This is a genomic window from Sporolactobacillus sp. PKPK-6 (assembly GCF_056678885.1).
Genome location: NZ_JBWXPA010000002.1, coordinates 937,621 through 961,893, shown reverse-complemented (window position 1 = coordinate 961,893; position 24,273 = coordinate 937,621). Strand labels below are relative to the sequence as shown.

Annotated in this window: 22 protein-coding genes; 13 read left to right on the top strand and 9 right to left on the bottom strand. The window is 45.4% G+C overall.

The features are described from left to right. Positions 1–121: 121 nt before the first annotated feature. From AC1MBV_RS15500 to AC1MBV_RS15490, 3 genes are all read right to left on the bottom strand, one after another. Positions 122–1,045, bottom strand: a complete 924-nt coding sequence (locus tag AC1MBV_RS15500) for a ribokinase (protein WP_480948712.1) — start codon at positions 1,043–1,045, stop codon at positions 122–124. A 103-nt stretch (positions 1,046–1,148) separates the two neighbouring features. Continuing rightward, on the bottom strand, positions 1,149–1,808 hold the full coding sequence (gene rpe, locus AC1MBV_RS15495; protein WP_480948711.1) for a ribulose-phosphate 3-epimerase: 660 nt from the start codon (positions 1,806–1,808) through the stop codon (positions 1,149–1,151). Then, positions 1,801–2,814, bottom strand: coding sequence for a LacI family DNA-binding transcriptional regulator (locus AC1MBV_RS15490; RefSeq protein WP_480948710.1), 1,014 nt, complete (start codon positions 2,812–2,814; stop codon positions 1,801–1,803). Before AC1MBV_RS15490 ends, rpe begins: the two co-directional genes overlap by 8 nt. A gap of 179 nt (positions 2,815–2,993) precedes the next feature. Here AC1MBV_RS15490 and AC1MBV_RS15485 point away from each other — a divergent pair, with 179 nt between their 5' ends. After that, positions 2,994–4,424 carry a PTS transporter subunit IIC gene (locus tag AC1MBV_RS15485; protein WP_177184814.1) on the top strand — a complete coding sequence of 477 codons (1,431 nt, stop codon included), beginning with the start codon at positions 2,994–2,996 and terminating at the stop codon, positions 4,422–4,424. Positions 4,425–5,003: 579 nt separating this feature from the next. Here AC1MBV_RS15485 and AC1MBV_RS15480 read toward each other — a convergent pair. The 5 genes from AC1MBV_RS15480 to AC1MBV_RS15460 all read right to left on the bottom strand — a co-directional run bounded on the left by AC1MBV_RS15480 (position 5,004) and on the right by AC1MBV_RS15460 (position 7,769). Next, a complete protein-coding gene (locus AC1MBV_RS15480; RefSeq protein WP_480948709.1) occupies positions 5,004–5,795 on the bottom strand; it encodes a PhzF family phenazine biosynthesis protein in 792 nt (263 codons plus the stop codon). Positions 5,796–5,885: 90 nt separating this feature from the next. Continuing rightward, positions 5,886–6,443, bottom strand: coding sequence for a P-loop NTPase family protein (locus AC1MBV_RS15475; protein ID WP_480948708.1), 558 nt, complete (start codon positions 6,441–6,443; stop codon positions 5,886–5,888). After that, positions 6,410–6,835 carry a GNAT family N-acetyltransferase gene (locus tag AC1MBV_RS15470; protein ID WP_480948707.1) on the bottom strand — a complete coding sequence of 142 codons (426 nt, stop codon included), beginning with the start codon at positions 6,833–6,835 and terminating at the stop codon, positions 6,410–6,412. Before AC1MBV_RS15470 ends, AC1MBV_RS15475 begins: the two co-directional genes overlap by 34 nt. Positions 6,836–6,860: 25 nt before the next feature. After that, entirely contained in the window at positions 6,861–7,292 is a 432-nt protein-coding gene (locus AC1MBV_RS15465; protein WP_480948706.1) for a GNAT family N-acetyltransferase, read from the bottom strand. A gap of 12 nt (positions 7,293–7,304) precedes the next feature. Further along, entirely contained in the window at positions 7,305–7,769 is a 465-nt protein-coding gene (locus AC1MBV_RS15460; protein WP_480948705.1) for a GNAT family N-acetyltransferase, read from the bottom strand. A gap of 207 nt (positions 7,770–7,976) precedes the next feature. On the opposite strand from AC1MBV_RS15460, the gene AC1MBV_RS15455 reads away from it, so the two are divergent. After that, positions 7,977–8,957, top strand: coding sequence for an L-lactate dehydrogenase (locus AC1MBV_RS15455; RefSeq protein ID WP_255749478.1), 981 nt, complete (start codon positions 7,977–7,979; stop codon positions 8,955–8,957). 104 nt (positions 8,958–9,061) lie between these two features. On the opposite strand, the gene AC1MBV_RS15450 is transcribed toward AC1MBV_RS15455, so the two are convergent. Continuing rightward, positions 9,062–9,625, bottom strand: coding sequence for an HAD-IA family hydrolase (locus tag AC1MBV_RS15450; protein WP_480948704.1), 564 nt, complete (start codon positions 9,623–9,625; stop codon positions 9,062–9,064). A 353-nt stretch (positions 9,626–9,978) separates the two neighbouring features. On the opposite strand from AC1MBV_RS15450, the gene AC1MBV_RS15445 reads away from it, so the two are divergent. The 11 genes from AC1MBV_RS15445 (at position 9,979) to rlmD (ending at position 24,046) form a co-directional block, all read left to right on the top strand. Beyond that, on the top strand, positions 9,979–10,266 hold the full coding sequence (locus tag AC1MBV_RS15445; RefSeq protein WP_255749474.1) for a YerC/YecD family TrpR-related protein: 288 nt from the start codon (positions 9,979–9,981) through the stop codon (positions 10,264–10,266). A 146-nt stretch (positions 10,267–10,412) separates the two neighbouring features. Further along, the gene (pcrA, locus tag AC1MBV_RS15440; protein WP_480948703.1) at positions 10,413–12,638 is read left to right on the top strand and encodes a DNA helicase PcrA; all 2,226 of its coding nucleotides are present in this window, start codon (positions 10,413–10,415) and stop codon (positions 12,636–12,638) included. 356 nt (positions 12,639–12,994) lie between these two features. After that, complete coding sequence (gene ligA / locus AC1MBV_RS15435; protein WP_480948702.1) at positions 12,995–14,998, top strand: NAD-dependent DNA ligase LigA; 2,004 nt, start codon at positions 12,995–12,997, stop codon at positions 14,996–14,998. 12 nt (positions 14,999–15,010) lie between these two features. Continuing rightward, on the top strand, positions 15,011–16,258 hold the full coding sequence (locus AC1MBV_RS15430; RefSeq protein ID WP_480948701.1) for a CamS family sex pheromone protein: 1,248 nt from the start codon (positions 15,011–15,013) through the stop codon (positions 16,256–16,258). 159 nt (positions 16,259–16,417) lie between these two features. After that, positions 16,418–16,879: an Lrp/AsnC family transcriptional regulator gene (locus AC1MBV_RS15425; RefSeq protein ID WP_255749469.1), complete on the top strand. Its 462-nt coding sequence runs from the start codon at positions 16,418–16,420 to the stop codon at positions 16,877–16,879. Continuing rightward, complete coding sequence (locus AC1MBV_RS15420; protein ID WP_480948700.1) at positions 16,860–17,510, top strand: LysE family translocator; 651 nt, start codon at positions 16,860–16,862, stop codon at positions 17,508–17,510. The genes AC1MBV_RS15425 and AC1MBV_RS15420 overlap by 20 nt, the downstream gene beginning before the upstream one ends. A 133-nt stretch (positions 17,511–17,643) precedes the next feature. Beyond that, positions 17,644–17,940: an Asp-tRNA(Asn)/Glu-tRNA(Gln) amidotransferase subunit GatC gene (gene gatC / locus AC1MBV_RS15415; RefSeq protein ID WP_255749468.1), complete on the top strand. Its 297-nt coding sequence runs from the start codon at positions 17,644–17,646 to the stop codon at positions 17,938–17,940. A gap of 25 nt (positions 17,941–17,965) precedes the next feature. Further along, positions 17,966–19,426, top strand: a complete 1,461-nt coding sequence (gene gatA / locus AC1MBV_RS15410; RefSeq protein ID WP_480948699.1) for an Asp-tRNA(Asn)/Glu-tRNA(Gln) amidotransferase subunit GatA — start codon at positions 17,966–17,968, stop codon at positions 19,424–19,426. After that, positions 19,423–20,859: an Asp-tRNA(Asn)/Glu-tRNA(Gln) amidotransferase subunit GatB gene (gene gatB, locus AC1MBV_RS15405; RefSeq protein ID WP_480948698.1), complete on the top strand. Its 1,437-nt coding sequence runs from the start codon at positions 19,423–19,425 to the stop codon at positions 20,857–20,859. Before gatA ends, gatB begins: the two co-directional genes overlap by 4 nt. Before the next feature lie 659 nt (positions 20,860–21,518). Then, on the top strand, positions 21,519–22,457 hold the full coding sequence (locus tag AC1MBV_RS15400) for a diacylglycerol kinase (protein WP_480948697.1): 939 nt from the start codon (positions 21,519–21,521) through the stop codon (positions 22,455–22,457). A 215-nt stretch (positions 22,458–22,672) separates the two neighbouring features. Beyond that, a complete protein-coding gene (gene rlmD, locus AC1MBV_RS15395) occupies positions 22,673–24,046 on the top strand; it encodes a 23S rRNA (uracil(1939)-C(5))-methyltransferase RlmD (protein ID WP_480948696.1) in 1,374 nt (457 codons plus the stop codon). The last annotated feature ends 227 nt before the right edge of the window (positions 24,047–24,273 follow it).

Here is a 24,273-nt window from a genome sequence, read left to right as displayed (position 1 = left end):
AATAGACAGAGATAGCCTTTTTCAAATGGTTTTTTCTTGATATATAGATAAGATAGGCAGCCGAATGTTGGGTGATTTGCGCTATGTCTATTGATAAGTATGGAAGCGAGTTGTTTGTTGATCATTGACTGTTTGCTATTCGATAGTTTTCCACTTCTTGCAAGGTGGGAATCGCATTCTGTCCGCCTGTCCGGGAAACTTTAAGACCAGCAGCGACAGTGGCAAATTTTGCAGCTGCAACGAGATCATCAGAATCGACTAATGCACTTGCGATCGCTCCAGCGTAGCAATCACCGGCCCCAACCGTATCAAGCGCTTTCACTTTAAGCGAGTCGACTAACGTAGATTGACCATTTTGGTAAACAAGACAACCTTGACTGCCCATTTTGACGATGACATTTGGGACACCGAGTGTTTTGATCTTCTGGGCAGCATGTTGCGCGCTTTTTTCATCGATTACTTTAATGCCAGTGATACGTTCGGTTTCCTGAGCATTAGGCAATATTAAGTCAGCATACTGGAAGGCTTCAGGGACAATTCCATCAGCAGGCGCTGGATCGAGAATGACAAACATACCTTTCTGTTTAGCTATTTTCATGGCAGTTAGGATGGAGACGGTACTCGTTTCCATTTGAATCAGTAGGATTTTCGCTTCAATAGCATCGAAAGCCCTTTCAATATCTTGCGCGGTTAATGCTTCGTTTGCCCCTTTGGAGCCAACCATCGTATTTTCACCAGATTGATCAATGATTGCGACAAATGTACCTGTTCCAAATTTTTCTTTACGAATGAGGTGGGTGACATCCACATTTTTATCACGGAAATTATTTATGAGCTGATCACCGGCACTATCTTTTCCAACAGCACCAATGAAGCAGGTTCTCTTTCCAAGACGGGCAGCACTGACTGCCTGATTGGACCCTTTACCTCCCGGCAGCATGTCTACAGAATTAGCAAATGTGGTCTCTCCATATTCTGGATACTTGCCGCACTTGGCAACAACGTCCATATTAATGCTTCCGACTACTGCAATATCATAGTTCATGATAACTTCCTCCTTAATACTTATGTGTTTTCTCATTGATCATAAGTCTTTATACATGAAATTGAATATCAAAGTAGCTTAGGTATGAAACATGGATTCAGAGTCAACTCAGCCATTCTCGGGTTTGGGCTACATTTTCCTGACGGGTTCCACGATCATGAAAGATGCTGCTTGTTCCGCAGATGTAGAGTGTTGCTCCATTTTCTTTACAGGTGGGAATAGTAGCTTTACCAATGTTGCCGTCTACTTCAATTTCAATAGTCCGCTCTTGCTTCTGAATCTGTTCATGAAGTTGAGCAATTTTTTGATAAGTGGCCGGAATAAATTTCTGACCAGAAAATCCGGGATTGACGGTCATGATAACTACATAATCAACTACATCGTAGACATAGTCGAGAACTGTAAGCGGAGTTGCGGGATTCAGTGCCAGACCGGCTTTCATACCTAACTGCTTAATTTTTGCAAGCGTTCCCTGGATATTATCTGTTGCCTCTGCATGAATGGACATCATATCGACTCCGCAGCCGGCGAACAAGTCAACATAACGCTCTGGATTTTGAATCATTAGGTGTGCATCAAGTGGTTTGTTTGTCAGTGAGCGAATGGTTTTAATTAGATCAGGCCCAATGGTAAAGTTGGAGACGAATTGGCCGTCCATGACATCTAGATGATAAAAATCAACACCTGCTTCATCCAACTGACTGATGTCATCGGCTAGGTGAGCCAGATCGGCACACATTAATGAAGGTCCTATTTTATTCATGACGATTCCTCCTCAATTGAGTTGATGATTCTCTAATCACGAGATCAGGCTGTATACGAATCTTTCTCGGTTTGACATTCGGTTGCTGCATCAGACTAATAATTTCTGTAATTGCGAGAGTTCCCATTTCTTTCATATGTTGACTGATTGTTGACAGAGACGGCGTTACGTAGCGAGAAAAAAGGATATTATCATAACCGACAATTTTCACTTGATCGGGAATTTGAAATCCCGCTTCCAAGCATGCACGCATTGCACCAAGTGCCAAAGCATCATTGGAGCAAAAAATTCCGTCAAATAAAAAACTGCTCTGGATCAATGATTGAATCGATTGATAACCACTGAAGAGATCAAAATTTGCATAAATGACTTTCTGCGGGAGATCCGGATTAAAAGCATTTAAGGCTTCCTGATAACCGCTTAACCGGTCTATTGAACTCATCTGATCTTTTGGCCCAGATAGATGGATGATCTTTCGGCATCCCTGGTCAAGCAGATGGCTGACCGCCTTACTCGCTCCTGTTTTGTGGTCAACGGAAATGGCGGAGTAGGGATGGTTGAATTGCGCACGATCAATCGTCAGAGTTAGTATCCCATGTGATTCCAGCATTTCGAGATCTTTACTTTCCACATAAAGTGAATTGATAATTGCTGCACAAGCATAATGGCTAAGTATCGAGTCTAAATAATACTTGACTTTATTACGATCATCATCTGTGTTGCACAGAAAAATATGATAGCCTTTCTGATTGGCAGAAGCCTCAATTTCGCGAACTAATTCCGGGAAGAATGGGTTCTTTAGTGTCGGAATCAGTAGTGCGATCAAATTGGAGCGTCTTTTGGATAAACTTTTAGCAATTGAATTTGGCCTGTAATGTAATTTTTGTATGACCTGCTGTACGCGAGCAATCGTTTCGGGACTGGCTTCGCCTTTGTTATTAATGATCCTTGAGACAGTGGCGACTGAGACCCCTGCTGTTTTTGCGACGTCACGAATCGTTGCCATCAGCATAAACTCCTTTACGTAACCGGTTACGTAGTTAACTTACACCAAAGATTTCTTTTTGTCAAACGCTTTCTGAATCCGCTTGCAAAAATATTGAGAATGGATTATATTATGTGTGATCCTTTTCTGCAATTACGTAACCGGTTACGAGGTTTTAGTAATGACTAGGAGGATTCGTTATGATTGTAGAAAAACTTAACCAGGGGTTCCAATTTTTTATCAACTTAGGAGCCCCTGCTATGATGTTCATTATTATCACCCTTCTTTCACTGATTGTTGGAGTCTCCATTTCAAAGGCACTTGAAGGCGGCATCCGAATGGCAGTTGCTTTAACAGGGATGAGTGCGGTTATTTCTCTGTTGACCAGCGCTTTTGGTCCGGCGTTGAACAGCTTTGTTGAAGAAACTGGAGCTACGCTTGAGATAACAGACCTTGGCTGGGCGCCTTTAGCGGTTATTACTTGGGGTTCAATGTATACGCTTTATTTTGCGTTTGTTTGTTTCTTGCTTAACTTTATTCTGTTGATATTTTCTGTGACAAAGACCTTGAACGTTGATTTGTTCAACATCTGGAATATTTCAATTATTGGGTTACTCATTCTTCATTATTCAGGAAATAATATTATCCTGACAACGGTTTTTGTAGCGTTTGTTTATACTTTGGCTCTGATTAACGCTGATGTTATGAAGCCGACAATCAACGAGCTGTTAAACTATGAGAAAACCAATATCACAACGACTGCACATCCCGAACTACTCATTGCCCCGGTTGTGATGATTTTCAACAAGCTTATCGATCGGTTTCTACCGTTTATCGATAAATTTGATTTTAATGCTGAGACCTTGAACCGAAAAATTGGTTTTTGGGGCAGCAAATTTGCGATTGGGGCCTACCTTGGTGTTTTCATTGGTCTGCTTGCTCGTCAGTCGCCTAGTGAGATTTTTCGGTTGGTGTTTATCGCTGGTGTTTCTCTAGAACTATTTGCGTATGTTGGCGGTTGGTTTGGCCCGGCTATTGAACCGCTTTCGCAAGGGATTACTACGTTTATGAGTAAACGGTTACGCGGGCGGAAAGTCTATATTGGAATCGACTGGCCGATTTTGGCTCCGCGTGCTGAAATCTGGGCTGTCGCTAATATTCTGGCGCCAATTCTTCTAATTGTCGCTTTGATTCTGCCGGGCAACCATGTCCTGCCGCTTGGCGGCATCTTGATGACTGTACTGGCTCCGGCTCTGCTTATCATCACTAAAGGACGTGTGGTGCGCATGACCATCATTGGCACCGTGATGATTCCGCTGTTCCTATGGGCTGCCACAATGATTGCTGAATTCTTGACTTCAACATCAAAAGCAATGGGCAATTTTCCAACTGGCCTTGCTAAAGGCTCACTTTTTTCTTCTGTCGACTCAGATCCGCTTGAGAAAATGCTGACGGTTCTTGTCGGAAAGGCGGCGGCAACGCTTGATCTGAAAATGATTCTGTTTGCTCTTCTTGCTATGGGCAGCTATATTCTAATGTTTATCTGGTACTTTAGACAGATGAAGAAAGAAAGTTCGAAAGTGGATCATTCAGATGAACGATCTGCAGCGGAAAATATAGTAGCTCAATAAAGTGCAGTGAAAGTTGGTTAGAGCCAACCAGCTGTCAGACAATAAAAGGAGAATTAATGTTTAATCTAGAGAAATTTGATGGTAAAGTTTTTATAGATCATTGATTTGCACAGTTGAAAATAATTCAATTGATAAAATTCCGGTTCCGTTTATTGATAGGAGCCTTTTTTTTTTGATTGCAAGCATTTGAGGAACATCTTCATCTTATTATAGAAAACAGCAGCTCTAGAGAAAATAACATAACACTTAATGAATCTTTGATTTGGTTATTTTACGCAATCCTTTGTATGTTTTTCTTTTCAAGAATATGCGCTCCTTGTATGATTTTTTTCGTACCTTTCGTTATTTTAAAACATTAGCAAGTCCTACTGTGTTGATTAACAGGATCGGTTGTTTATTAAGTAAAATCAATGTGGAGTGTTTAGTGTTTAGAGTCCGATAAAGGCGTGGAATGAAAGAAAAGTATAACTAGACTATCTAACCCAGCTCAGCTTGTTTTCATGGTTCGAAGCCATTGAATGAAAAAGCCGCCGGCATCGATTGAACGATATTGGCGACAGGTAACAAAGTGCTGTACTTTTATTTTAATAGGTCGCCGGATAGAACAGTAACGGCTTGTCCGCCAATTTCGCAGCGATCTTTGTTGAGGCGAACGGACAATTGGCCTTGTCTACTTGACAATTGTATGGCCTTGAAACTTGTTTTACCCATTTTATCAGCCCAATAGGGAGCAAGCTGGCAATGCGCTGAACCTGTAACTGGGTCTTCATAAACGCCCAATTTAGGATAGAAGCATCGTGAAACAAAGTCATAATTTGGCGAGAGACTTTTGCTGGTAATGATTAGTCCACGTCTATCTAAATGAGAAATCATTGTCTGATCGGGCTGTGCTTTTACGACACTTTTCTGACTATCTGTTTCCACGATATAATCCAATCGCGATTGAGATACAGACAAAACAGGGACATCTAAACTTGTTGCTATTTCTTTTGGAAGATCTGTGATTTCTGAGGGGAATTCTGCTGGAAAATCAAGATAAATGATCGCGCCTTCTTTGCGGGCAAATAGGTCACCGCTTTTACTTGTAAAATGGATTTGAGCTTTATCGGCTATAGCCAATTCCCATAAAATGTGCGCTGATGCGAGTGTGGCATGGCCACAAAGATCCACCTCAGCCTTTGGCGTGAACCATCGTATTGAAAAACAGCAGTCACCAATTTGATCCAGAAAGGCAGTCTCGCTGAGATTAACCTCCGATGCGATCTGCTGCATTTCAGTATCGGACAGCCCACCACTCTCCACATAGATACCAGCAGGATTCCCGTAAAAAGGTTTATTGGTAAATGCGTCTGCAATGTAAAAGTTATCCATAATGGATCACGTCCTTTTTCAATGAGTAGGTTTTATTATTGTGTCTAAGTTAGTGGGTGAGTTTATTTGTACGATCCGCAAACATGACGATTACTTAAAGTACTTCTCGATATCCGCTCTATTTTTTAGAATGATGAAATGAGCTGGATTGCGGCCGAGCATGTTTACTAGTTTTGGCTTGCTTTCTTTTTCAAACGTGCGATTCCATTCAAACATTTTCTTGAAGATTGTTAACGAAGCGGTGTAGTTCGCCGCTTCTATGCCTAACTTTTGCCGGATAAATCGCTTCGTAATCCGGTAGATTCTCACAAAATAAGCGGGATCTAAAAAAATGATTAAATCAGCAGCTTCAAAACTTTTGCGCACCCAGTGCTGAGCGTGAGCACCTTCGATGATCCATCGCTTGGACCGAACGATCTGTTCTAAATAGTGATCGCGCTCCTCAGTGCTTCTTCGAAGATCGCCGGACGGCGTGCGTTTCCAAACAACGTTATCCAGTTCATAATAGGGAAGCTCACCGTTCTTTGACAAGCTCCGAGCTAAGGTTGTTTTCCCACTGCCCACGGAACCAATAATATGTATGCGATTGGGAAGCGGCTTTTTCAATGCGCCCGTCACGTCAATCTCCGCTTGAAGACCTTTTGCCATTTTATATTTTCGTAACCGAGCTGCAAGTAAAATTGATGTGCTTGTTCCCTGGTTCCTCCTGAACGGACGCGCAGTTCGGAATAGCCGTGCTGAACGGCCCAGTGCTCGCATGCTTCGAGCAATTGTCTACCAATTCCTTGTCTGCGATGCGCGCGGTCAACGACGATGCCGCCGAGTTCGGCATAAACGCCTTCAAGAAAATGTTTGCCGAAGATGTGCGCCCATCCGCAGACGCATCCCGCTTGGTCTTCAGCGACAAAAAAGCCGTTGTCGGGATTATTCATGATGTAGTGAAGTCGCTGTTTAATAGCGGCTTCTGTTTCTTCATAACCAAGTTGTGTGCATAAAGCTTTGAGTGCAGGTATGTCGGATGCTGTTGCTGAGCGAATCATTTTGAGCGTCACCTCGAAGCAAGGGTTAGTTATTCTTTTCATTAATGGTTAAATTTCTGTAAATGAGATCTTCGCGTTGGTCAAACCCAAGCGATTGCCAAAAGTTATTTCCTGTTTCGTTTGTTGCGAAAACAACAAGAGCGACTTTATTAATATCTTCTTCGCGCAAGGCATTAATGACGGCATCAACCAATTGTTTGCCAACCCCGCGACGACGGTAGTTGCTGTCTACTGCCGTATGATAGATGTAGCCTCTGCGGCCATCGTTTCCACACAGAATGACACCGATAATCTTATGATTTTCTTCAGCGATAAAATTTGTAGTAGGATTCCTTTTTAAAAACTTTTCGATGCCTTTAACGGAATCATCGAGGCTGCGCATGCCCATTCCATTGGTATTCGTCCAGAGTCGGTGTACTTCTGCATAATCCTCTATTTCCATTAAGCGTATTTTCATTTCACATGCTCCTCAACTAGTTCTCCTTAAATCATAATCTAAATAATTATCTTTCTGCTTGAATCCGTAACTTTTATAAAGCAGTTTCCCCATCGCTGACGCAGTAATTGTCACTTTTCCGCAGTGTCTCTGTCGTGCTTCGTCAATCACATGATTCAATAGTATTGTCGCGATTCCTTTTCTTCGATAGGCGCTTAAGGTGTGCATGCAAGACAGTGTACCGACATAGCCGGATGGATTTTCATAGTAGGGCGGCCTTCGGCTGAAGGACATACCGCTGGTTGCGATGATCTTATCGTCAACAAGAGCGATCCAAGAGACGAAACTCCCATTCTCGAGACTGGTCAAAAAATAATCGGTCAACGATTTCGTCAGATCGGTTGTTGGTATTGCGCCTTCCTCAAGCAGTTGCAGTTTTCTCATGTCAACGAATTCCGGAATGTCTTCTTTGGTTAGTTCTCGAAACGCAATGGTCATTAATGTCCCCTCAATTGAAGTTCAGATTATAGATAAAGTAATCTTAGTTTAAGTTGAATAAGATAAATGTTCAATCATGATTTTATTTAATTTGATTTAGTTCAAATAGTCGAAAAAATATTGATTCACCTCTTTGCAAGGTGTAAAATATACGTCACCCATACAGAAAAAAAGGATATATCAGAAGGCAAAAGGAGAGGATTGAAGTTGAACGAAACAGTTAGAAAAGTAGGTATTGTCGGGATCGGCAATGTCGGAAAAGCGGCGGCTTCAGCCATTGTTCATGAAAATGTGGCGGATGAACTGTATATTTCCGACATTGATTCCGAACGTGCGAAGGGTGAAGCATGGGATTTTGAGGACAGCATTGAGCTGACACCGTCACGCACACGTGTCATTGAGGTGCCTCTTGAAGGGTTGGCCGTGTGCGATGTAATTCTTGTCGCCGTAACGGAGAGGTCTCAGATTCCTCAAGGTTCACGCTTGGAACTGCTCAAAGGCACGGCAGCGATCACCTATGATATTGTGCCAAAGCTGCGCGAAGCAGGATTTAAAGGAAAATATGTGATTGCGACCAATCCTTGCGACATTATCACGTATCTGTTCTACAAGCTGTCAGGACTTCCGAAAAACCATGTGATCGGTACGGGTACCGCACTGGACAGCATGCGTCTGCGCCGTCAATTATCTCGTGTGATCGGTGATGTCGATCCGCGCAGTATCAGTGCTTTTATGGTCGGCGAACATGGAGACTCTCAAATTGCCGCATGGTCGCAGGTTACAGTCGGCGGCCAGCCGCTTGATCAATACGAAGAAGATAATTTTGATGAATTCGGCAAAATCGACCGCGATCAAGTGGAAGATACAGCCAGACATTTTGGCTGGGAAATTCATAAACGCAAGGGCAATACGCAATTTGGAATCGGCAACGAGCTGGCATTCTTTGCGAAATCAATCCTCAACAACGCACGTTGTGTCACGGCTGCATCCGTCATTCAGAACGATGAATATGGTCAGCATGACCTTGCGATTGGTGTTCCAATCATTCTAGGAAAAAACGGTGTTGAAAAGATCATTAAATACCGCTTGAACAAAAAAGAACAAGAAGGCTTCAATGCATCGGCTGAACTGATCAAGAGTTATATCAAGCAGACTCTTGAAGAACATGAAGAACCGGCTGCAAACTAAACATAGATAGAGAAAAGCCTTCCGCTCGGAGTCATCAGTGTCTCCGCGGGAGGCTTTTTTGGTTTGAAATCAGCGAAGTGCTCGATAAACGCAAGGCAGCCACTTCACAGGTGCACGCGATCAAAGAATTCATCATAGCTGTCGATATAAAAATCGGCACCGCTGGCATGATTTTGAAACAAGCAGGTTTTCTTGCCCAATTTTTTTGCCGGGATGATGTCGAGCGTGCGATCGCCGATGGCAAGATCAAAACCATGGCGTTCATCCAGATAAATATAAGATGCCGGATCCGGCTTTTTAGGAAAGCCGTTATCGCTGGTTACCATATCTGTAAAGTAGCCTTCCAGACCGAATTGACGGAGTACGCGGACAAGATCCTCACGATTATTATGCGTCATAATTACATTTTTGTCCGCTGCGGCAAGCACCTTTTCCACAGAAGGGAACGGCTTGAAACCGTCTGACGGATAGCGGCGGATGAGCTGATGAAAAGTACTGATCTGCTCAGGCGTCATGCGGAAATATGCATATGCCGTTGAAAATGAGATTTTTATTTGAGCGAAAATATCTTTTTCGTCACGATCTGAATTCAGTACTTGTTTAAAAAGCTTCGTGTATACCGGGTACGTATCACAGATCGTCCCATCGAAATCCCACAGAATGTTCACAATGCCCACGTCCTCGCTAAGTATAATCAACAAACATCTCTAGGCTAACATAATAGCAATGAAAACGTAAACATAAATAACACTATTTATAAAAAACGTTTTTTATTGGATTATATTTGAATTTCATACGGTGAAGGATGAAAACATTTGCTGCTTCGACTTTATCACTGACCGTATTTGAGGTAAGATGTTATAAGTAATGGTTTTGCGAGTTTGAAAGGAACGTACTGTGTTTATTAAAAAAAGAAAAGGTACCTGTATCCGTGTCGTTTAATCAGCACGATAGGGTGATTGTGCATACAGAAAACGTGATGAAGTTACGGATTTAACCGACGAGAAAGGAATGGACAAGGTTGCAAATTGATAAATTAAGAGGCAAAGCTCTTGACCAGCTGTTTGACGCCATCTTGACATTAAAAGATCGCGAGGAATGCTATCGTTTTTTTGACGATCTGTGCACCATGGGCGAAATTCAATCATTATCGCAGCGGCTTCAAGTGGCGAGAATGCTGATGGAGGGGCAGACCTATCATCAGATTGAAGAAGAGACCGGTGCCAGCACGGCGACTATTTCCCGTGTGAAACGATGCATCAATTTTGGTACAGATGGTTATAAGATGACGCTTGATCGACTTGGATAAGAAATCCAAGTTTTCTAATGTGAAGAAACGATGCATTGAGGCGGCGATGTTCTGGGAAGATGATCTATTCAGAATACGCCGACTTTGCATTTTGTGCGTCTTTTTATAGAGCAGATATGGATTCTATTTTTTAGGAAGTGATCATAATGGAACGACTTTCACAGGAATTATTGGAAGGACTTAATCCGGAACAATTAAAAGCAGTGAAGCACCATGAGGGACCGCTGTTGATCATGGCGGGAGCGGGAAGCGGAAAGACGCGTGTACTGACGCATCGTATGGCCTATTTGATGATCGAACGAGATATCGCGCCATGGAATATTTTGGCGATCACGTTTACCAATAAAGCTGCCAAGGAAATGAAGGAGCGGCTGGCAAAATTGGCAGGACCGCTTGTTGAGGACACGTGGGTGTCAACCTTTCATTCGATGTGCGTGCGGATTCTGCGCCGAGACATCGACCGCATGGGTCTCAGTCGCAACTTTACCATTCTGGACAGCACCGATCAGCTGTCGGTCGTGAAGCAGATTCTCAAAGAAAAGAATCTGGATCCGAAGAAATTCACACCGCGCAGTGTATTAGGTGCAATCAGCTCCGCTAAAAATGAATTAAAAACAGCCGCTGATTTTGCGAAAACAGCGCAGGGCCCCTTTGAAGAGGTTGCGCGCGATGTCTATAAAGATTATGAGAAAAAACTGCTGCAGAATCAGTCGCTCGACTTTGACGACTTGATTATGACAACGGTGCATCTGTTCCAGCGCGTCCCTGAAGTGTTGGAATTTTACCAAAAGAAATTCCAATATATTCATGTCGATGAATATCAGGATACGAACAGGTCGCAGTACTTGCTTGTTCACATGCTTGCCGACCGATTTAAAAATTTATGTGTCGTCGGCGACTCCGATCAATCGATCTACGGATGGCGCGGCGCAGACATTCACAACATCCTCTCCTTCGAGGAAGACTATCCGAACGCACAAGTGATCAAGCTGGAGCAGAACTATCGATCAACGAAGAAGATTCTCGATGCGGCAAACCATGTCATTCAGAACAACCACGATCGCAAGCCGAAGAATCTGTGGACGGAAAATGCGGACGGTAAGGAAATTGCCTATTACCGAGCACCAACCGAACGCGAGGAAGGCTATTATGTCGCGGGGAAGATGCGCGAACTGTTCAAGGACGGCTTCAAGTATTCGGATTTTGCCGTACTGTACCGAACGAACGCTCAGTCCCGTGTCATTGAAGAAACGCTTGTCAAATCGAATATCCCGTACCGAATGGTCGGCAGTATCAAATTCTACGATCGTAAGGAAATCAAGGATGTGCTCGCTTATCTGCGTCTGATCGCTAATCCAGAAGATGAGATCAGCCTGGCACGCGTGATCAATGAACCAAAACGGGGCATCGGTGCATCCTCTATGGATAAACTGGCCGATTACGCGATTGCGGCGGATCTCTCACTCATGCAGGCGATTGGTGATGTCGAGCAAACAGGGATTGCCGCACGTACGGCAGGCAAGATGAAGGCCTTCGCTGAGATGATTCTTAATTGGTCCAAAATGCAGGAATTTCTGTCTGTGACCGAGCTTGTCGAAGAGGTACTGGATAAATCCGGTTACCGCGACGCACTCAAGGCTGAGCGAACGATTGAAGCGCAGAGCCGCCTTGAAAACTTGGAAGAATTTCTGTCTGTGACGAAAGAATTTGAAAGCGGGAATGATGATAAATCACTGATTAATTTTCTGACCGAGCTTGCGCTTGACGCTGATATTGACGAACAGGACGACCAGGCACCTCAGGACGCGGTGACGCTGATGACGCTGCACTCCGCCAAGGGTCTGGAATTTCCTGTTGTTTTTCTCGTCGGCATGGAAGAAGGCATTTTCCCACATATGCGTGCCTTGGATGACGGCGACGAAATGGAAGAGGAACGCCGGCTTGCCTATGTCGGCATCACCCGCGCCAAGCAGCAACTTTTTCTGACAAGTGCACAGGTGCGCATGCTGTTCGGCAAAACGATTGCCAATCCCGCATCGCGTTTTATTAAAGAAATTCCGCAAGAATTAATCACAAGGGAAGATTCGGAAGAGGAACAAATCTCCGGCCGATTCTCAACGAAATCCGGATCAGGATCGCCTTTTGAAAAACGAGTTGCTTCGACATACACGAAGCCTAAGCCTGTTCTGCAGAAGAATCATAATAATGAAGAATGGCGCTCAGGCGATAAAGTGACGCATAAAAAATGGGGTCAAGGTACGATTGTTGCCACTCGAGGAACGGGTGACAGCGTCGAACTGGATATTGTATTCCCAAGCCCAGTCGGCTTGAAACGGCTTCTTGGAGCATTTGCTCCGATTGAGAAAGTGTGACCGGGTCATAATAGAGGATGTTCAAAAAGTCCGGGAAAAATTGCTGTCGAATCTCTGTGTCAGCTTGTTTCTACGCTCCTCACGTATTACAGGTGATCTTCGACTAATTACACTCACGTCCTGTGAGTAACGTCGAAGTCACTACATCCTGTAGAAGTACGTTCCGGTGCTCGAAACTGCGCTTTCTTGATCTTCGACGCTCAGGATGAGCTAGTGTCAGGCATGCCACAGGACGAGGCATTCTGCCTGGCCTCGGCCCTTTTTGTCCTCCTTTTTGAACTGACTAGAGTAGAAAGAGACTGTGCATTCATTAAATGGAACAATGATTTACTAACGGCTTAAAGGAGTAACGAATCATGGAAGAGCGACTGCCGCAACATATTATTGATTTGCACCGACAACTGAATCAATACAGCTATGAATATTATGTGGAAGACAAACCAAGTGTGCCGGACAGCGAATACGATCGGCTGATGAACGAGCTGCTTGCATTGGAGCAGCAGCATCCTGAGTGGATCACGTCGGATTCGCCGACACAGCGTGTTGGCGGCGAACCGCTCAAAGCGTTCACCAAGGTGACGCATGATCTTCCTATGCTTAGTCTCGGCGATGTGTTCAGCGAAGAGGAACTGCTGGATTTTGACCGCCGCGTCAGGCAGGCAGTCGGCGATGACGTGACCTATGTCTGTGAATTGAAAATCGATGGATTGGCAATCTCGCTCACGTATGAAAAAGGAAAATTCGTGCTGGGCGCGACACGCGGAAATGGAACGATCGGAGAGGACATTACCCACAACTTGAAGACCGTCCGTTCCTTACCGCTCGTTCTCCCGGAACCCATTGATATCGAAGTGCGTGGCGAGGCTTACATGCCGAAGAAATCCTTTGAAAAGCTTAATGAGGAACGCAAAAGAAATGAAGAACCGCTTTTTGCCAATCCGCGTAACGCTGCGGCGGGATCACTCAGACAGCTCGATCCGAAAATATCGGCGAAGCGAAGGCTCTCGGTTTTTCTATATAGTGCCGGCCGGTTTGATCGCGATAAGATCAAAACACACTATGGTCTGCTTGAAGCCATCAAAGCGCTTGGTCTCCCCGTCAATCCGGAATCGCGACGCTGCCGGACGATGCAAGAGGTTTTTGATTATATAAAAGAATATACCGAAAAAAGAGACTCGCTGCCTTATGGCATTGACGGCATTGTCGTCAAGGTTGACGATATGGCACAGCAGCAGCAGCTGGGCAACACAGTCAAGTCGCCGCGTTGGATGATAGCCTATAAATTTCCCGCGGAAGAAGTCGTATCCACACTGGAAGCGATCGAGGTGAGTGTCGGCCGTACCGGAGCCGTCACACCGACAGCCGTGCTTACCCCGGTATCTGTTGCCGGAACAACGGTCAAAAGAGCCTCCCTTCATAACGAAGACTTAATTCGAGAGAAGGATTTGCGGATCGGTGATCGTGTCGTCATCCGAAAAGCAGGCGACATTATTCCTGAAGTCGTGAACGTACTCACAGAACAAAGGACAGGCAAAGAATTGCCTTATGCGATGCCGACGCACTGCCCGGAATGCGGCAGCGAGCTCGTGCGGCTTGAAGAAGAGGTTGCACTGCGCTGCATCAATCCAAAATGCCCGGCGCTGATTCGAGAAGGATTGATTCATTTTGTCTCCCGAGGCGCCATGAACATTGACGGTTTAGGCGAAAAGGTGATTACCCAGCTTTTTGAAAAGAAGCTGATTGCTGATGTTGCCGATCTTTATAAATTGAATCGCGACGACTTGATTTCCATGGAACGCATGGGCGAGAAATCAACCGACAATCTGTTGAACGCCATTGAACGGTCAAAAGAAAATTCGCTTGAACATCTGCTCTTCGGGCTCGGTATCCGCTATATCGGATCCAAGGCAGCGAAGCTTTTGGCTCAAGCATTTAAGGACATGGATCACTTGGCATCCGCAGATATGGATGCGTTGGTGGCCGTCGATGAAATCGGTGAGAAAATGGCAGACTCATTGATCACCTATTTTTCAAAACCTGAGGTAAGTGCGCTGATTAATGAATTGAAAAGTGCCGGTGTGAACATGGCCTATCTCGGACCGGATCCGGAGGTTGCCGCTCAATCGGATTCGCCGTTTAACGGGAAAACAGTGGTACTGACCGGTAAATTGACGTTGATGACACGAAATGAAGCGAAAGAAGAGATCGAGCGGCGCGGCGGTAAAGTAACCGGCAGTGTCAGTGCCAGCACCGATCTCGTCGTTGCCGGAGAGGCAGCAGGATCAAAACTTAAAAAAGCGCAGGAGCTGCAGATCGAAGTCTGGGATGAAGCGCGCTTTGCGGAAACGCTCAAGGAATAGGGGATGCTCCAAATGAAATGGAAAAAAACGGCGGCGGTTTGTTCCGTCATGCTCGCCTTGCAACTAGTGCTTTCCGGATGCTGGTTTAACAATTCGGACAACAGTACGGTTAAGAACAGCAGCGGCAAGACAGAGAATGCAAGCTTGATTCCGAGTACGAGTGATTCGGATTATCAAATGCTGCGCCCGAAATCCGGCAGCACAACGCGTGGCTATATTCAATACGGACCGAAAAACCGAGTGGATATGGATCAATTGGAAACCGGTTTGATGGATTTGTCCAAAGATGTATTCAGTCCCAATGATTATGTATTCCAAATGGGACAGTATATGAAAAATACGGATATTAACAGCATACTTTACAGAAACGGATCGGAACCGCAGCGTGCTGCGAATAAAAGTCTTTCAAAAGATCAGCAGAAGACGGTTGTTCCCGGCATTAATCCAGCACTTGGAAAAGGAAAAAATATTGTTGAACAGTCGAAAAACAGTCCGAAGTATATCAATTACGTTCTTGAACAGGACTATATGAAGAAAAACAGCAAGGGACAATACAAGATTGCCGGCATGTCCGTTGCTGTCTCACTGAATTCGGTTTATGCGGATAATATCAATTATAATGGCAAGATCTATCCGATCTCTGAAAAATTGAATCGTGCGAAAGTCGTAGCATGGGCCAAGGCGCATGCCCAGCAAATCGTTCAGCGGATACGAAACATTGGAAAGGACAATAAGGATTCAAATGATAATACCTATGAAGATCTGCAGAATATTCCGATCTTCTTAACCTTATACACTACTGCGGAGCCGCAGTCCTATGTTCCGGGCGATTTTGTTGCAAAGACGGAAATTTCCGCCGGATCCAGTTCCATCGGCAAATGGACGAGTATTGACGAGCATCATGTTCTGTTTCCTTCCGACAACGCTACGAACAGCTATAAAGGTGATCTGGATAAATTTAATCAAATCAAGAACGATGTGCAGAAATACTATCCGAACTATGTGGGAGTCATCGGCAAAGCATTCTATCGGAATAAGGACCTAAGTGATTTGACTTTAACGATTAACTTTAATAAATTCGTCGATGAGTCGGAAATGATCGGCTTTACGAACTACGTGACATCGCTTGTGGATAAACGCTTTCCGTTTGAGCGAAGTATTCCGATTCACATTTATATTACAACAGGCGATATACCTGAGGCACTCATTGAGCGAACGGAATCTATGGATCAACCCTATGTTCATATTTTTCAGCATTAAATCAGTCATGAAGTGAAACTGCTTAGCGGCGGTTTCATTTTTTTGTTTTCAGGGAACTTGCTCCTTTAATAAATTTAAAATAATATGGAAAATATCATAAATACAATGTATATTAATTAATATAAAGATAAAAATTAAAATAATAAAGGAGATGAGCCGTTGGACAAGCTTGATTTAAAGATGCTGCGCATATTGATGACGCAGGGGCGTGCGACATGGTCTGATCTGGCCGGGGAAATTGATATGTCGTCCCCGGCAGTAGCGGAACGTGTTCGCCGATTGGAGGAAAAAGGGGTTATCAAGGCGTATGGGGCGATGATTGATCCGGAGCTTGTAGGCAATACATGCACAGCCTTTGTCGCAGTCACGCTTGAAAAGACCGAGCAGCGCGCAGCATTTCTCGAGTTGATCCATGAGCTCGTTGAAGTGCAAGAATGCCATCATATTGCGGGGGATTACGATTATTTGCTCAAGGTGCGTGCCAAGGATACTAAGGATTTGGATCGCGTCATCAGCAGTGAATTGAAAAAGCTTCCGGGCGTAAAAACACGAACCACGATTGTCATGAATTCGCTAAAAGAAACGGCACAGCTCCCGATTCATGCTGACCGCTTTTCGTAAGTTAATTATGGATTTCTTCTTTTTGTTGAAAGGATTCCTTTTGGGCCTCGCAATCGCGGCTCCGGTCGGTCCGATCGGGATACTCTGCATCCGCAGAACCCTTGTTTTTGGCCGGCTTCATGGTCTATTGTCCGGCATTGGCGCAGCGAGTGCAGATACCATTTATGGTGCCATCGCCGCCTTTGGACTGACGATTGCAGCTCACTTTTTGCTTGATCAGCAGATTTGGCTGCATGTGATCGGAGGTGTTTTTCTCTGCTTTCTCGGCGCGAAGACGTGGCGGTCAAAGGTATCCGACAAATCGGCGAGCCCTGCAGGCAGCAGGCAGCTCTTCAGTGCCTACACAACCACATTTGCTCTGACACTGACCAATCCGATGACCATTCTCTCGTTTGTCAGCATTTTTGCGGGTATTGGACTTGCTTCCGGCGAGGTACAATCATCACTTTTTCTGGTTATTGGTGTTTTTAGCGGTTCTGCTGCCTGGTGGCTGCTCCTCTGCGTATGTGTCGGTCATTTTCGGGAAAAGATGGACAGAAAGATGCTGATCTGGGTGAATCGTTTCTCTGCCGGTATCATTCTTGGTTTTGGAATAATTTCGCTATGGCAGCCCTTAGGTGATTTGCCTTAGGTAAACTTTCGCCAAATCGCATCGTTTCAGCACAGCGGTTATTGCATAGTGTCAATGGTATTTGATATGATTAAGGCATTGTTGGAATTTGCCAAGAGGTGGCAAATAAAGCCGATTGGCGGAGGTGAAAAAGATGAGCAGGATCAACGAAGAACAGGTAAAATACGTGGCAAATTTGGCACGTCTGTCTTTTACTGATCAAGAAATTAAGACATTCACAACGCAGTTGGATGATATCATTGGTTTCGCCGAACAGCTGAATGAGCTGGACACGCAAGGCGTCGAACCGACGACCCACGTGCTGGATATGTACAACGTAATGCGCGAGGATGTTGTTGAACCGTCGCTGCCGCGCGAGGAAGCGCTCAAAAACGCACCGGTTCAGGAAGATGGACAAGTTAAAGTGCCGCTGATTATGGAAGCGGATTGATGGAAGCAGAAGGAGGATAACAGAGATGCCACTTTTTGAAGAAGGCCTTGTGTCTTTGTCTCAAAAGTTACATAGCAAGGAAATTAAGGCATCCGATCTTGTCGATGAAGCGTTCACTCGTATTCATGAAGTCGATGGAGACGTGAAGGCGTTTCTGACCTTGAATGAAGAGGCTGCACGCAGCGAAGCGAAGGCGCTTGACGAGAACGGCACAGCGGAAGAAGCGATTCTTTCAGGAATGCCGATCGGAATTAAAGACAACATGGTCACAAAAGGTTTGAAAACAACCTGCGCCAGCCATATTCTTGAAAACTACGATCCGCTCTATGATGCTACCGTAGTTGACAAGGTTAAGGCGCAAAAGGCAATTACGATTGGAAAATTAAACATGGACGAGTTTGCGATGGGTTCATCGACCGAAACATCGTCCTTTGCCATTACGAAAAATCCATGGGATTTGGAACGCGTTCCTGGCGGTTCCAGCGGTGGTTCTGCTGCAGCAGTTGCTGCGGGCGAAGTCCTGTTTGCACTAGGAACAGACACCGGCGGTTCGATCCGTCAGCCATCCGCATTCTGCGGCGTGGTCGGCATGAAACCGACCTATGGCCGCGTGTCGCGTTACGGTTTAGTGGCATTTGCTTCGTCACTGGATCAGGCCGGACCGATCACGCGTACCGTCGAAGACAACGCCTATCTGCTTGAAACCATTGCTGGACTTGACCGCCATGATTCGACGAGTGCTGATGTACCGGTTCCGCACTATGCTGCGGCACTGACCGGCGACATCAAGGGTCTCCGCGTGGCAGTACCAAAGGAATACTTGGGTGCCGGTATTGATGAATCCGTTAAAGAGAAGATTCGCGCGGCAATTAAACAGCTTGAATCGCTCGGAGCGGTGATTGATGAAGTTTCACTCCCTCATTCTAAATATGCTGTTCCTGCTTACTATATTATTGCTTCATCTGAAGCATCGGCGAACCTCGCTCGTTTCGACGGCGTGCGCTATGGCGTGCGTGCGGAAACAAATGATTTGATCGACATGTACAAGAAGTCGAGAAGCGAGGGCTTTGGTGAAGAAGTCAAACGTCGGATCATGCTTGGAACCTTTGCGCTCAGCTCGGGCTACTATGATGCTTACTATAAAAAAGCACAGCAGGTCCGTACGCTGATCAAACAGGATTTTGAAAAAGTGTTCCAGAATCATGACATCATTGTAGGACCGACAACGCCGACACCAGCGTTTAAGGTCGGCGAAAACATCGATGATCCATTAACGATGTACGCAAACGACCTTCTGACAATTCCAGTTAACCTTGCCGGCATTCCGGCAATCAGTTTGCCATGCGGACTTGCAGATGGACTTCCGGTCGGTCTGCAGATGATCGGCCGTCCATTCGGCGAAGAGACGCTGTATCGCGCCGCACATGCTTATGAGCAAACAGCCGGATTCACATTAACGCCTGCCAAAGGGGCGATGAATAAATGAGTAATTTTGAGACAGTCATCGGACTTGAAGTCCATGTCGAATTGAAAACGAAAACAAAAGCATTCTGCGGTTGCGCGAACCAGTTCGGCGCTGAACCGAATACGAATACATGCCCGATCTGCCTTGGACATCCGGGCGTGCTGCCAATTCTGAACCATGAAGCGGTTGATTATGCAATTAAGGCCGCACTGGCACTGAATTGTGAAGTTGCCCGAGAGACGAAATTCGATCGGAAAAACTATTTCTACCCCGATAATCCGAAAGCGTACCAGATTTCTCAATTCGATCAGCCGATCGGACGCAACGGGTACATCGAGATTGAAGTCGAAGGCAAAAAGAAACGGATTGGTGTACACCGTCTGCATCTTGAAGAAGACGCTGGAAAGCTGAGTCACTTGGAAGACGGATCAGGCTCTCTCGTCGACTTCAACCGTGTCGGTACACCGCTGATCGAAATCGTATCTGAAGCAGACATGCGCGATCCTAAAGAAGCGTATGCCTATTTGGAAAAACTGAAAGCAATCATGCAGTACATTGATGTTTCCGACGTTAAGATGGAGGAAGGCTCACTCCGCTGTGACGCCAACATCTCCATCCGTCCGTATGGCCAGACAACGTTCGGCACAAAGACCGAGCTCAAGAACCTCAACTCGTTTACTTTTGTTGAAAAAGGTCTGGCTTACGAAGAAATGCGCCAAGAACGCGTGCTGCTTTCCGGCGGCGAAGTTGTACAGGAAACACGCCGTTATAATGATGCAACGAAGACAACGACCGTCATGCGCGGAAAAGAAGGCTCCGACGACTACCGTTACTTCCCGGAACCGGATATTATTAAGCTAAAGATCGACCAGGAATGGATCGACCGCATTAAAGCGGAAATTCCCGAACTTCCGGATGCACGCCAGAAGCGCTATGTTGAAGAGCTCGGTCTTCCGGAATATGATGCAATGGTGCTCACTCAGACGAAGACGATGTCTGACTTCTTCCAAGCTGCAGTTGCTGAAGGCGCCGATGCTAAGCTTGTCTCCAACTGGCTGATGGGCGAAGTATCCGCATACCTGAACAGCAATTACAAGACCATTGACCAAGTGCCAATGACGGCGCAAGGCTTGGCCAAGCTAGTCAAGCTGATTGAAAAAGGCACGATTTCCAGCAAGATCGCCAAGAAGGTCTTCAAGGATCTGATCGAAAAAGGCGGCGATCCGGAAGAAATCGTTAAAGCCAAAGGACTCGTTCAAATCTCTGATGAAGGCGCGCTGCGCGACATGCTTGCACCGATTCTTGAAGCCAACAAGCAATCCATGATTGACTACAAGAACGGCAAGGACCGCGCACTCGGCTTCCTTGTCGGCCAAGTCATGAAACAAACACACGGCAAAGCCAATCCGAAAATGGTCAACAAGATCATTCTTGATGAAGTTAACAAACTGTAAAAAAAAGTAGTGAAAGCGGGATTCCTGATTGATGGGAATCCCGCTTTTTTTTCAGAGAGACCGCGTCGAATATGTGGTCAAGAACGGATTAAGTCCACTGAAGACCGGAAAAATACTCGATAAATTTGTGAAAGTGCTCGATAAAATCAGAAGTTTATCAAAATCGGTATTTGCCACTGCAAATGCTCTCCGATTTTAATTCCTGAGGCTGTTTGTGTAGGAATTTTTTCACAGGATCGATTTTGATTTTAAAAATCGTTTACAATATAATAAAATAAGAATGCTGAGCGCTGGGTCTTAAGCAGCGCCAGTTTACGTAAACGCATCCAAACACGATCAGACGATGGTTGATTAGTGATCATTTGGATCGGACACAATGAATGAAGAATGATCGTAGATGAGTCAATAGAAATCATTCATACGGCATAAGAACTGAGCCGACATGAGAAGGCCCCTTTTGTACTATAAGTATATAAAATTCAAGGAAAATAGTATAAGCGGTCCGGCAAAACGCCGCGTCCTGCGGCTCACCGGACACTAGGCCATCCATGGCCGTCGCAACTAAGACTTCGCCTTTGTCAGAGGTTTGGCGAAGCCAAGTTTTCTAATGTTTCTGTTCAATGGAAAATCTTCATATAGAGATTGATTGGGTGATAATCATGAAAAAGGCAAGAATCATTTATAATCCTACATCAGGTCGAGAGCTGGCGAAAAAGAACATTGCCTATATCCTTGACCGGCTTGAAGATGCGGGATATGAAGCGTCTGCCTACGCGACCAAACGGGAGGAAGATGCAACCAAGGCTGCACGTAAAGCGGTCAAACGAAAATTCGATCTCGTTGTCGCGGCCGGCGGCGACGGCACCATTAATGAAGTGATCAGCGGACTTGCGGAAAAGGAATACCGTCCGAAGCTGGGAATCCTGCCCTTGGGAACAACCAACGATTTTGCACGTGCCATTGGTATTCCACGTGATATCGTCAAAGCCTGTGATGTGCTGTGCAAGGGCCATGAAATGCCGATTGATATCGGGAAAGTCAACGATCGCTATTTTGTGAACATCGCCGGTGGCGGCAGGTTGACAGAATTGACCTATGACGTACCGAGCAAACTGAAAACAATGATTGGTCAATTAGCCTATTTTATTAAAGGAATTGAGATGCTTCCATCAATCCGACCGATAAAAGTGAAAATTGATTATGACGACCGGACCTTTGAAGGCGACATCATGCTCTTCCTCGTTTCCAACAGTAATTCAGTCGGCGGATTTGAAAAATTAGCGCCTGATGCCAAGCTGAATGACGGACTCTTTGATCTGATTATTTTGAAGTCAGCGAATCTCGCGGAATTTATTCGCCTTGCATCCATGGCGATCCGCGGTGAGCACATGAAAGATCCGAAAGTTATTTACGCACAGGCAAGCCGAATTAAAATCGAATCAGAAGAAAAGATGCAGCTCAATATCGATGGCGAATACGGCGGCGACCTTCCTGGCGAGATCGTCAACCTTTATCACCATCTCCATTTGATGGTGCCAAAAGAAACCGAGGATGCGCACCTCCTTGAATCCGAGCAGGGAATCAAGCAGCTTCAATAAAACAGGAGCCATGAACTGTTCAATGTTCATGGCATTTTTTAATGTTAACGCAATGTTTCTGTACTTTATCAAAAGGAAATAGGCAAACTGGTCGATAAAACTGCAAAAGTGACCGATAAAATCGGAGAAGTGACTGATAAAATCATAAAGTTGACCGATAAAGCCGTAAAAGTGACTGATAAACCATAGATCATAACCAGTAGGAGTTCGAATTCATGTCTGAATCCAACGTACCAGTAGTGAAAAATCAACAATTTGAGGTAACCTTCACCGACCTAACCCAAGACGGGTCCGGGGTCGCCAAGGTTGATGGCTATACATTATTCATTCCCGGCGGATTGCCCGGAGAAAAAGCAAAAATTCAAGTGACCAAAACGAAAAAAGGCTACGGTTATGGCCGCTTGCTCGAATTGACCGAGACCAGTGACCGTCGTGCCGAACCACCATGTCCGTATTATCCACAATGTGGCGGCTGCGCGATTCAACATATTAGCGCAGAGGGTCAGCTCGCTTACAAGCGAGAGATCGTCCAGAACGCACTGGAGCGGATCGGTGGTTTGACTGACATCGCCGTCGAACCAGCCCTCGGTATGGACGAGCCATGGAGTTATCGCAACAAAATCCAGGTTCCGGTCGCCCAGCAAAATGGAAAGTTCGCCTTTGGTTTTTACAAGAAACGCAGCCACGAGATCGTCACCATGGATCATTGCATGATCACAGATCCGCTGATCGATGAAGTTGTGCAAACTGCCCGCCAAGTTGCTGAAGAAAACGGACTTACACCGTATGATGAAGTGAAAAATCGCGGTGTGCTCCGCCATATCATGGCACGCGTTGGCAAGAAAACCGGCGAGATCATGGTTGTCTTTGTCACGCGCACGGACGAATTGCCATTCCGCAAACTGTTAATTAAAGCCTTGACCGAGCGTTACCCACAAATAAAGTCAATTGCGCAGAACATCAATTCAAGGCGTACCAACGCAATTTTTGGTGACACAACTAAAACACTTTGGGGACGTGATGTCATCTACGATCAGATCGGCGATGTTACCTTCGCCATTTCGGCGCAATCATTTTTCCAAGTCAACCCGAACCAGACCGAAGTGCTTTATGGCAAAGCATTGGAATACGCCCAACTGACCGGAAAAGAAACAGTGATCGACGCCTACTGCGGCATCGGCACCATCTCCCTGTTCCTTGCCAAACAAGCAAAACACGTCTACGGCGTCGAAATTGTCCCTGAAGCGATTGAAGACGCGCAGAAAAATGCCGAGCTCAACAAGATCACCAATGCCACCTTTGAAGTCGGAAAATCCGAAGACGTGATTCCGGCATGGCGCGATCAAGGCATCGAACCTGATGTCATCGTCGTCGATCCGCCGCGCAAGGGTTGTGATGCGTCACTGATTGACACGATGATCACCATGCAGCCGGATCGGATTGTCTATGTTTCCTGTAATCCAGCCACACTCGCCCGCGACCTCAAGCTGCTCGCCGCAGGCGGGTATCAAGTGAAAAAGGTGCAGCCGGTTGATATGTTCCCGCAGACGATGCACGTGGAGTGCGTTGTCATGATGTCTAGAAATTAAAGTCCGAAAAGCCTTGAAAATACTGAGTTTCATAAAATGAAAGTAAATCTATCAACTCTACTTAAGCCCTTGATGTGTGTATGCGGAACATATTGAGGGTATATTTCTGGGCAAAATTGAGTCTGAAATTAGGTAAGGTTGGGTTGGCAGAATAGATGTATCATCATATGCACATGCCAATACTAGATTTAGGATAACAATTAAATACAAATCAAAAATCATGTGAA

What these genes read in the sequence shown, in the direction of transcription:
- AC1MBV_RS15500 (WP_480948712.1), bottom strand. Translation starts at nt 1,045, where the DNA reads ATGAACTATGATATTGCAGTAGTCGGAAGCATTAATATGGACGTTGTT.
- rpe (WP_480948711.1), bottom strand. Translation starts at nt 1,808, where the DNA reads ATGAATAAAATAGGACCTTCATTAATGTGTGCCGATCTGGCTCACCTA.
- AC1MBV_RS15490 (WP_480948710.1), bottom strand. Translation starts at nt 2,814, where the DNA reads ATGGCAACGATTCGTGACGTCGCAAAAACAGCAGGGGTCTCAGTCGCC.
- AC1MBV_RS15485 (WP_177184814.1), top strand. Translation starts at nt 2,994, where the DNA reads ATGATTGTAGAAAAACTTAACCAGGGGTTCCAATTTTTTATCAACTTA.
- AC1MBV_RS15480 (WP_480948709.1), bottom strand. Translation starts at nt 5,795, where the DNA reads ATGGATAACTTTTACATTGCAGACGCATTTACCAATAAACCTTTTTAC.
- AC1MBV_RS15475 (WP_480948708.1), bottom strand. Translation starts at nt 6,443, where the DNA reads ATGGCAAAAGGTCTTCAAGCGGAGATTGACGTGACGGGCGCATTGAAA.
- AC1MBV_RS15470 (WP_480948707.1), bottom strand. Translation starts at nt 6,835, where the DNA reads ATGATTCGCTCAGCAACAGCATCCGACATACCTGCACTCAAAGCTTTA.
- AC1MBV_RS15465 (WP_480948706.1), bottom strand. Translation starts at nt 7,292, where the DNA reads ATGAAAATACGCTTAATGGAAATAGAGGATTATGCAGAAGTACACCGA.
- AC1MBV_RS15460 (WP_480948705.1), bottom strand. Translation starts at nt 7,769, where the DNA reads ATGACCATTGCGTTTCGAGAACTAACCAAAGAAGACATTCCGGAATTC.
- pcrA (WP_480948703.1), top strand. Translation starts at nt 10,413, where the DNA reads ATGGAACGACTTTCACAGGAATTATTGGAAGGACTTAATCCGGAACAA.
- ligA (WP_480948702.1), top strand. Translation starts at nt 12,995, where the DNA reads ATGGAAGAGCGACTGCCGCAACATATTATTGATTTGCACCGACAACTG.
- AC1MBV_RS15430 (WP_480948701.1), top strand. Translation starts at nt 15,011, where the DNA reads ATGAAATGGAAAAAAACGGCGGCGGTTTGTTCCGTCATGCTCGCCTTG.
- AC1MBV_RS15420 (WP_480948700.1), top strand. Translation starts at nt 16,860, where the DNA reads ATGCTGACCGCTTTTCGTAAGTTAATTATGGATTTCTTCTTTTTGTTG.
- gatC (WP_255749468.1), top strand. Translation starts at nt 17,644, where the DNA reads ATGAGCAGGATCAACGAAGAACAGGTAAAATACGTGGCAAATTTGGCA.
- gatA (WP_480948699.1), top strand. Translation starts at nt 17,966, where the DNA reads ATGCCACTTTTTGAAGAAGGCCTTGTGTCTTTGTCTCAAAAGTTACAT.
- gatB (WP_480948698.1), top strand. Translation starts at nt 19,423, where the DNA reads ATGAGTAATTTTGAGACAGTCATCGGACTTGAAGTCCATGTCGAATTG.
- AC1MBV_RS15400 (WP_480948697.1), top strand. Translation starts at nt 21,519, where the DNA reads ATGAAAAAGGCAAGAATCATTTATAATCCTACATCAGGTCGAGAGCTG.
- rlmD (WP_480948696.1), top strand. Translation starts at nt 22,673, where the DNA reads ATGTCTGAATCCAACGTACCAGTAGTGAAAAATCAACAATTTGAGGTA.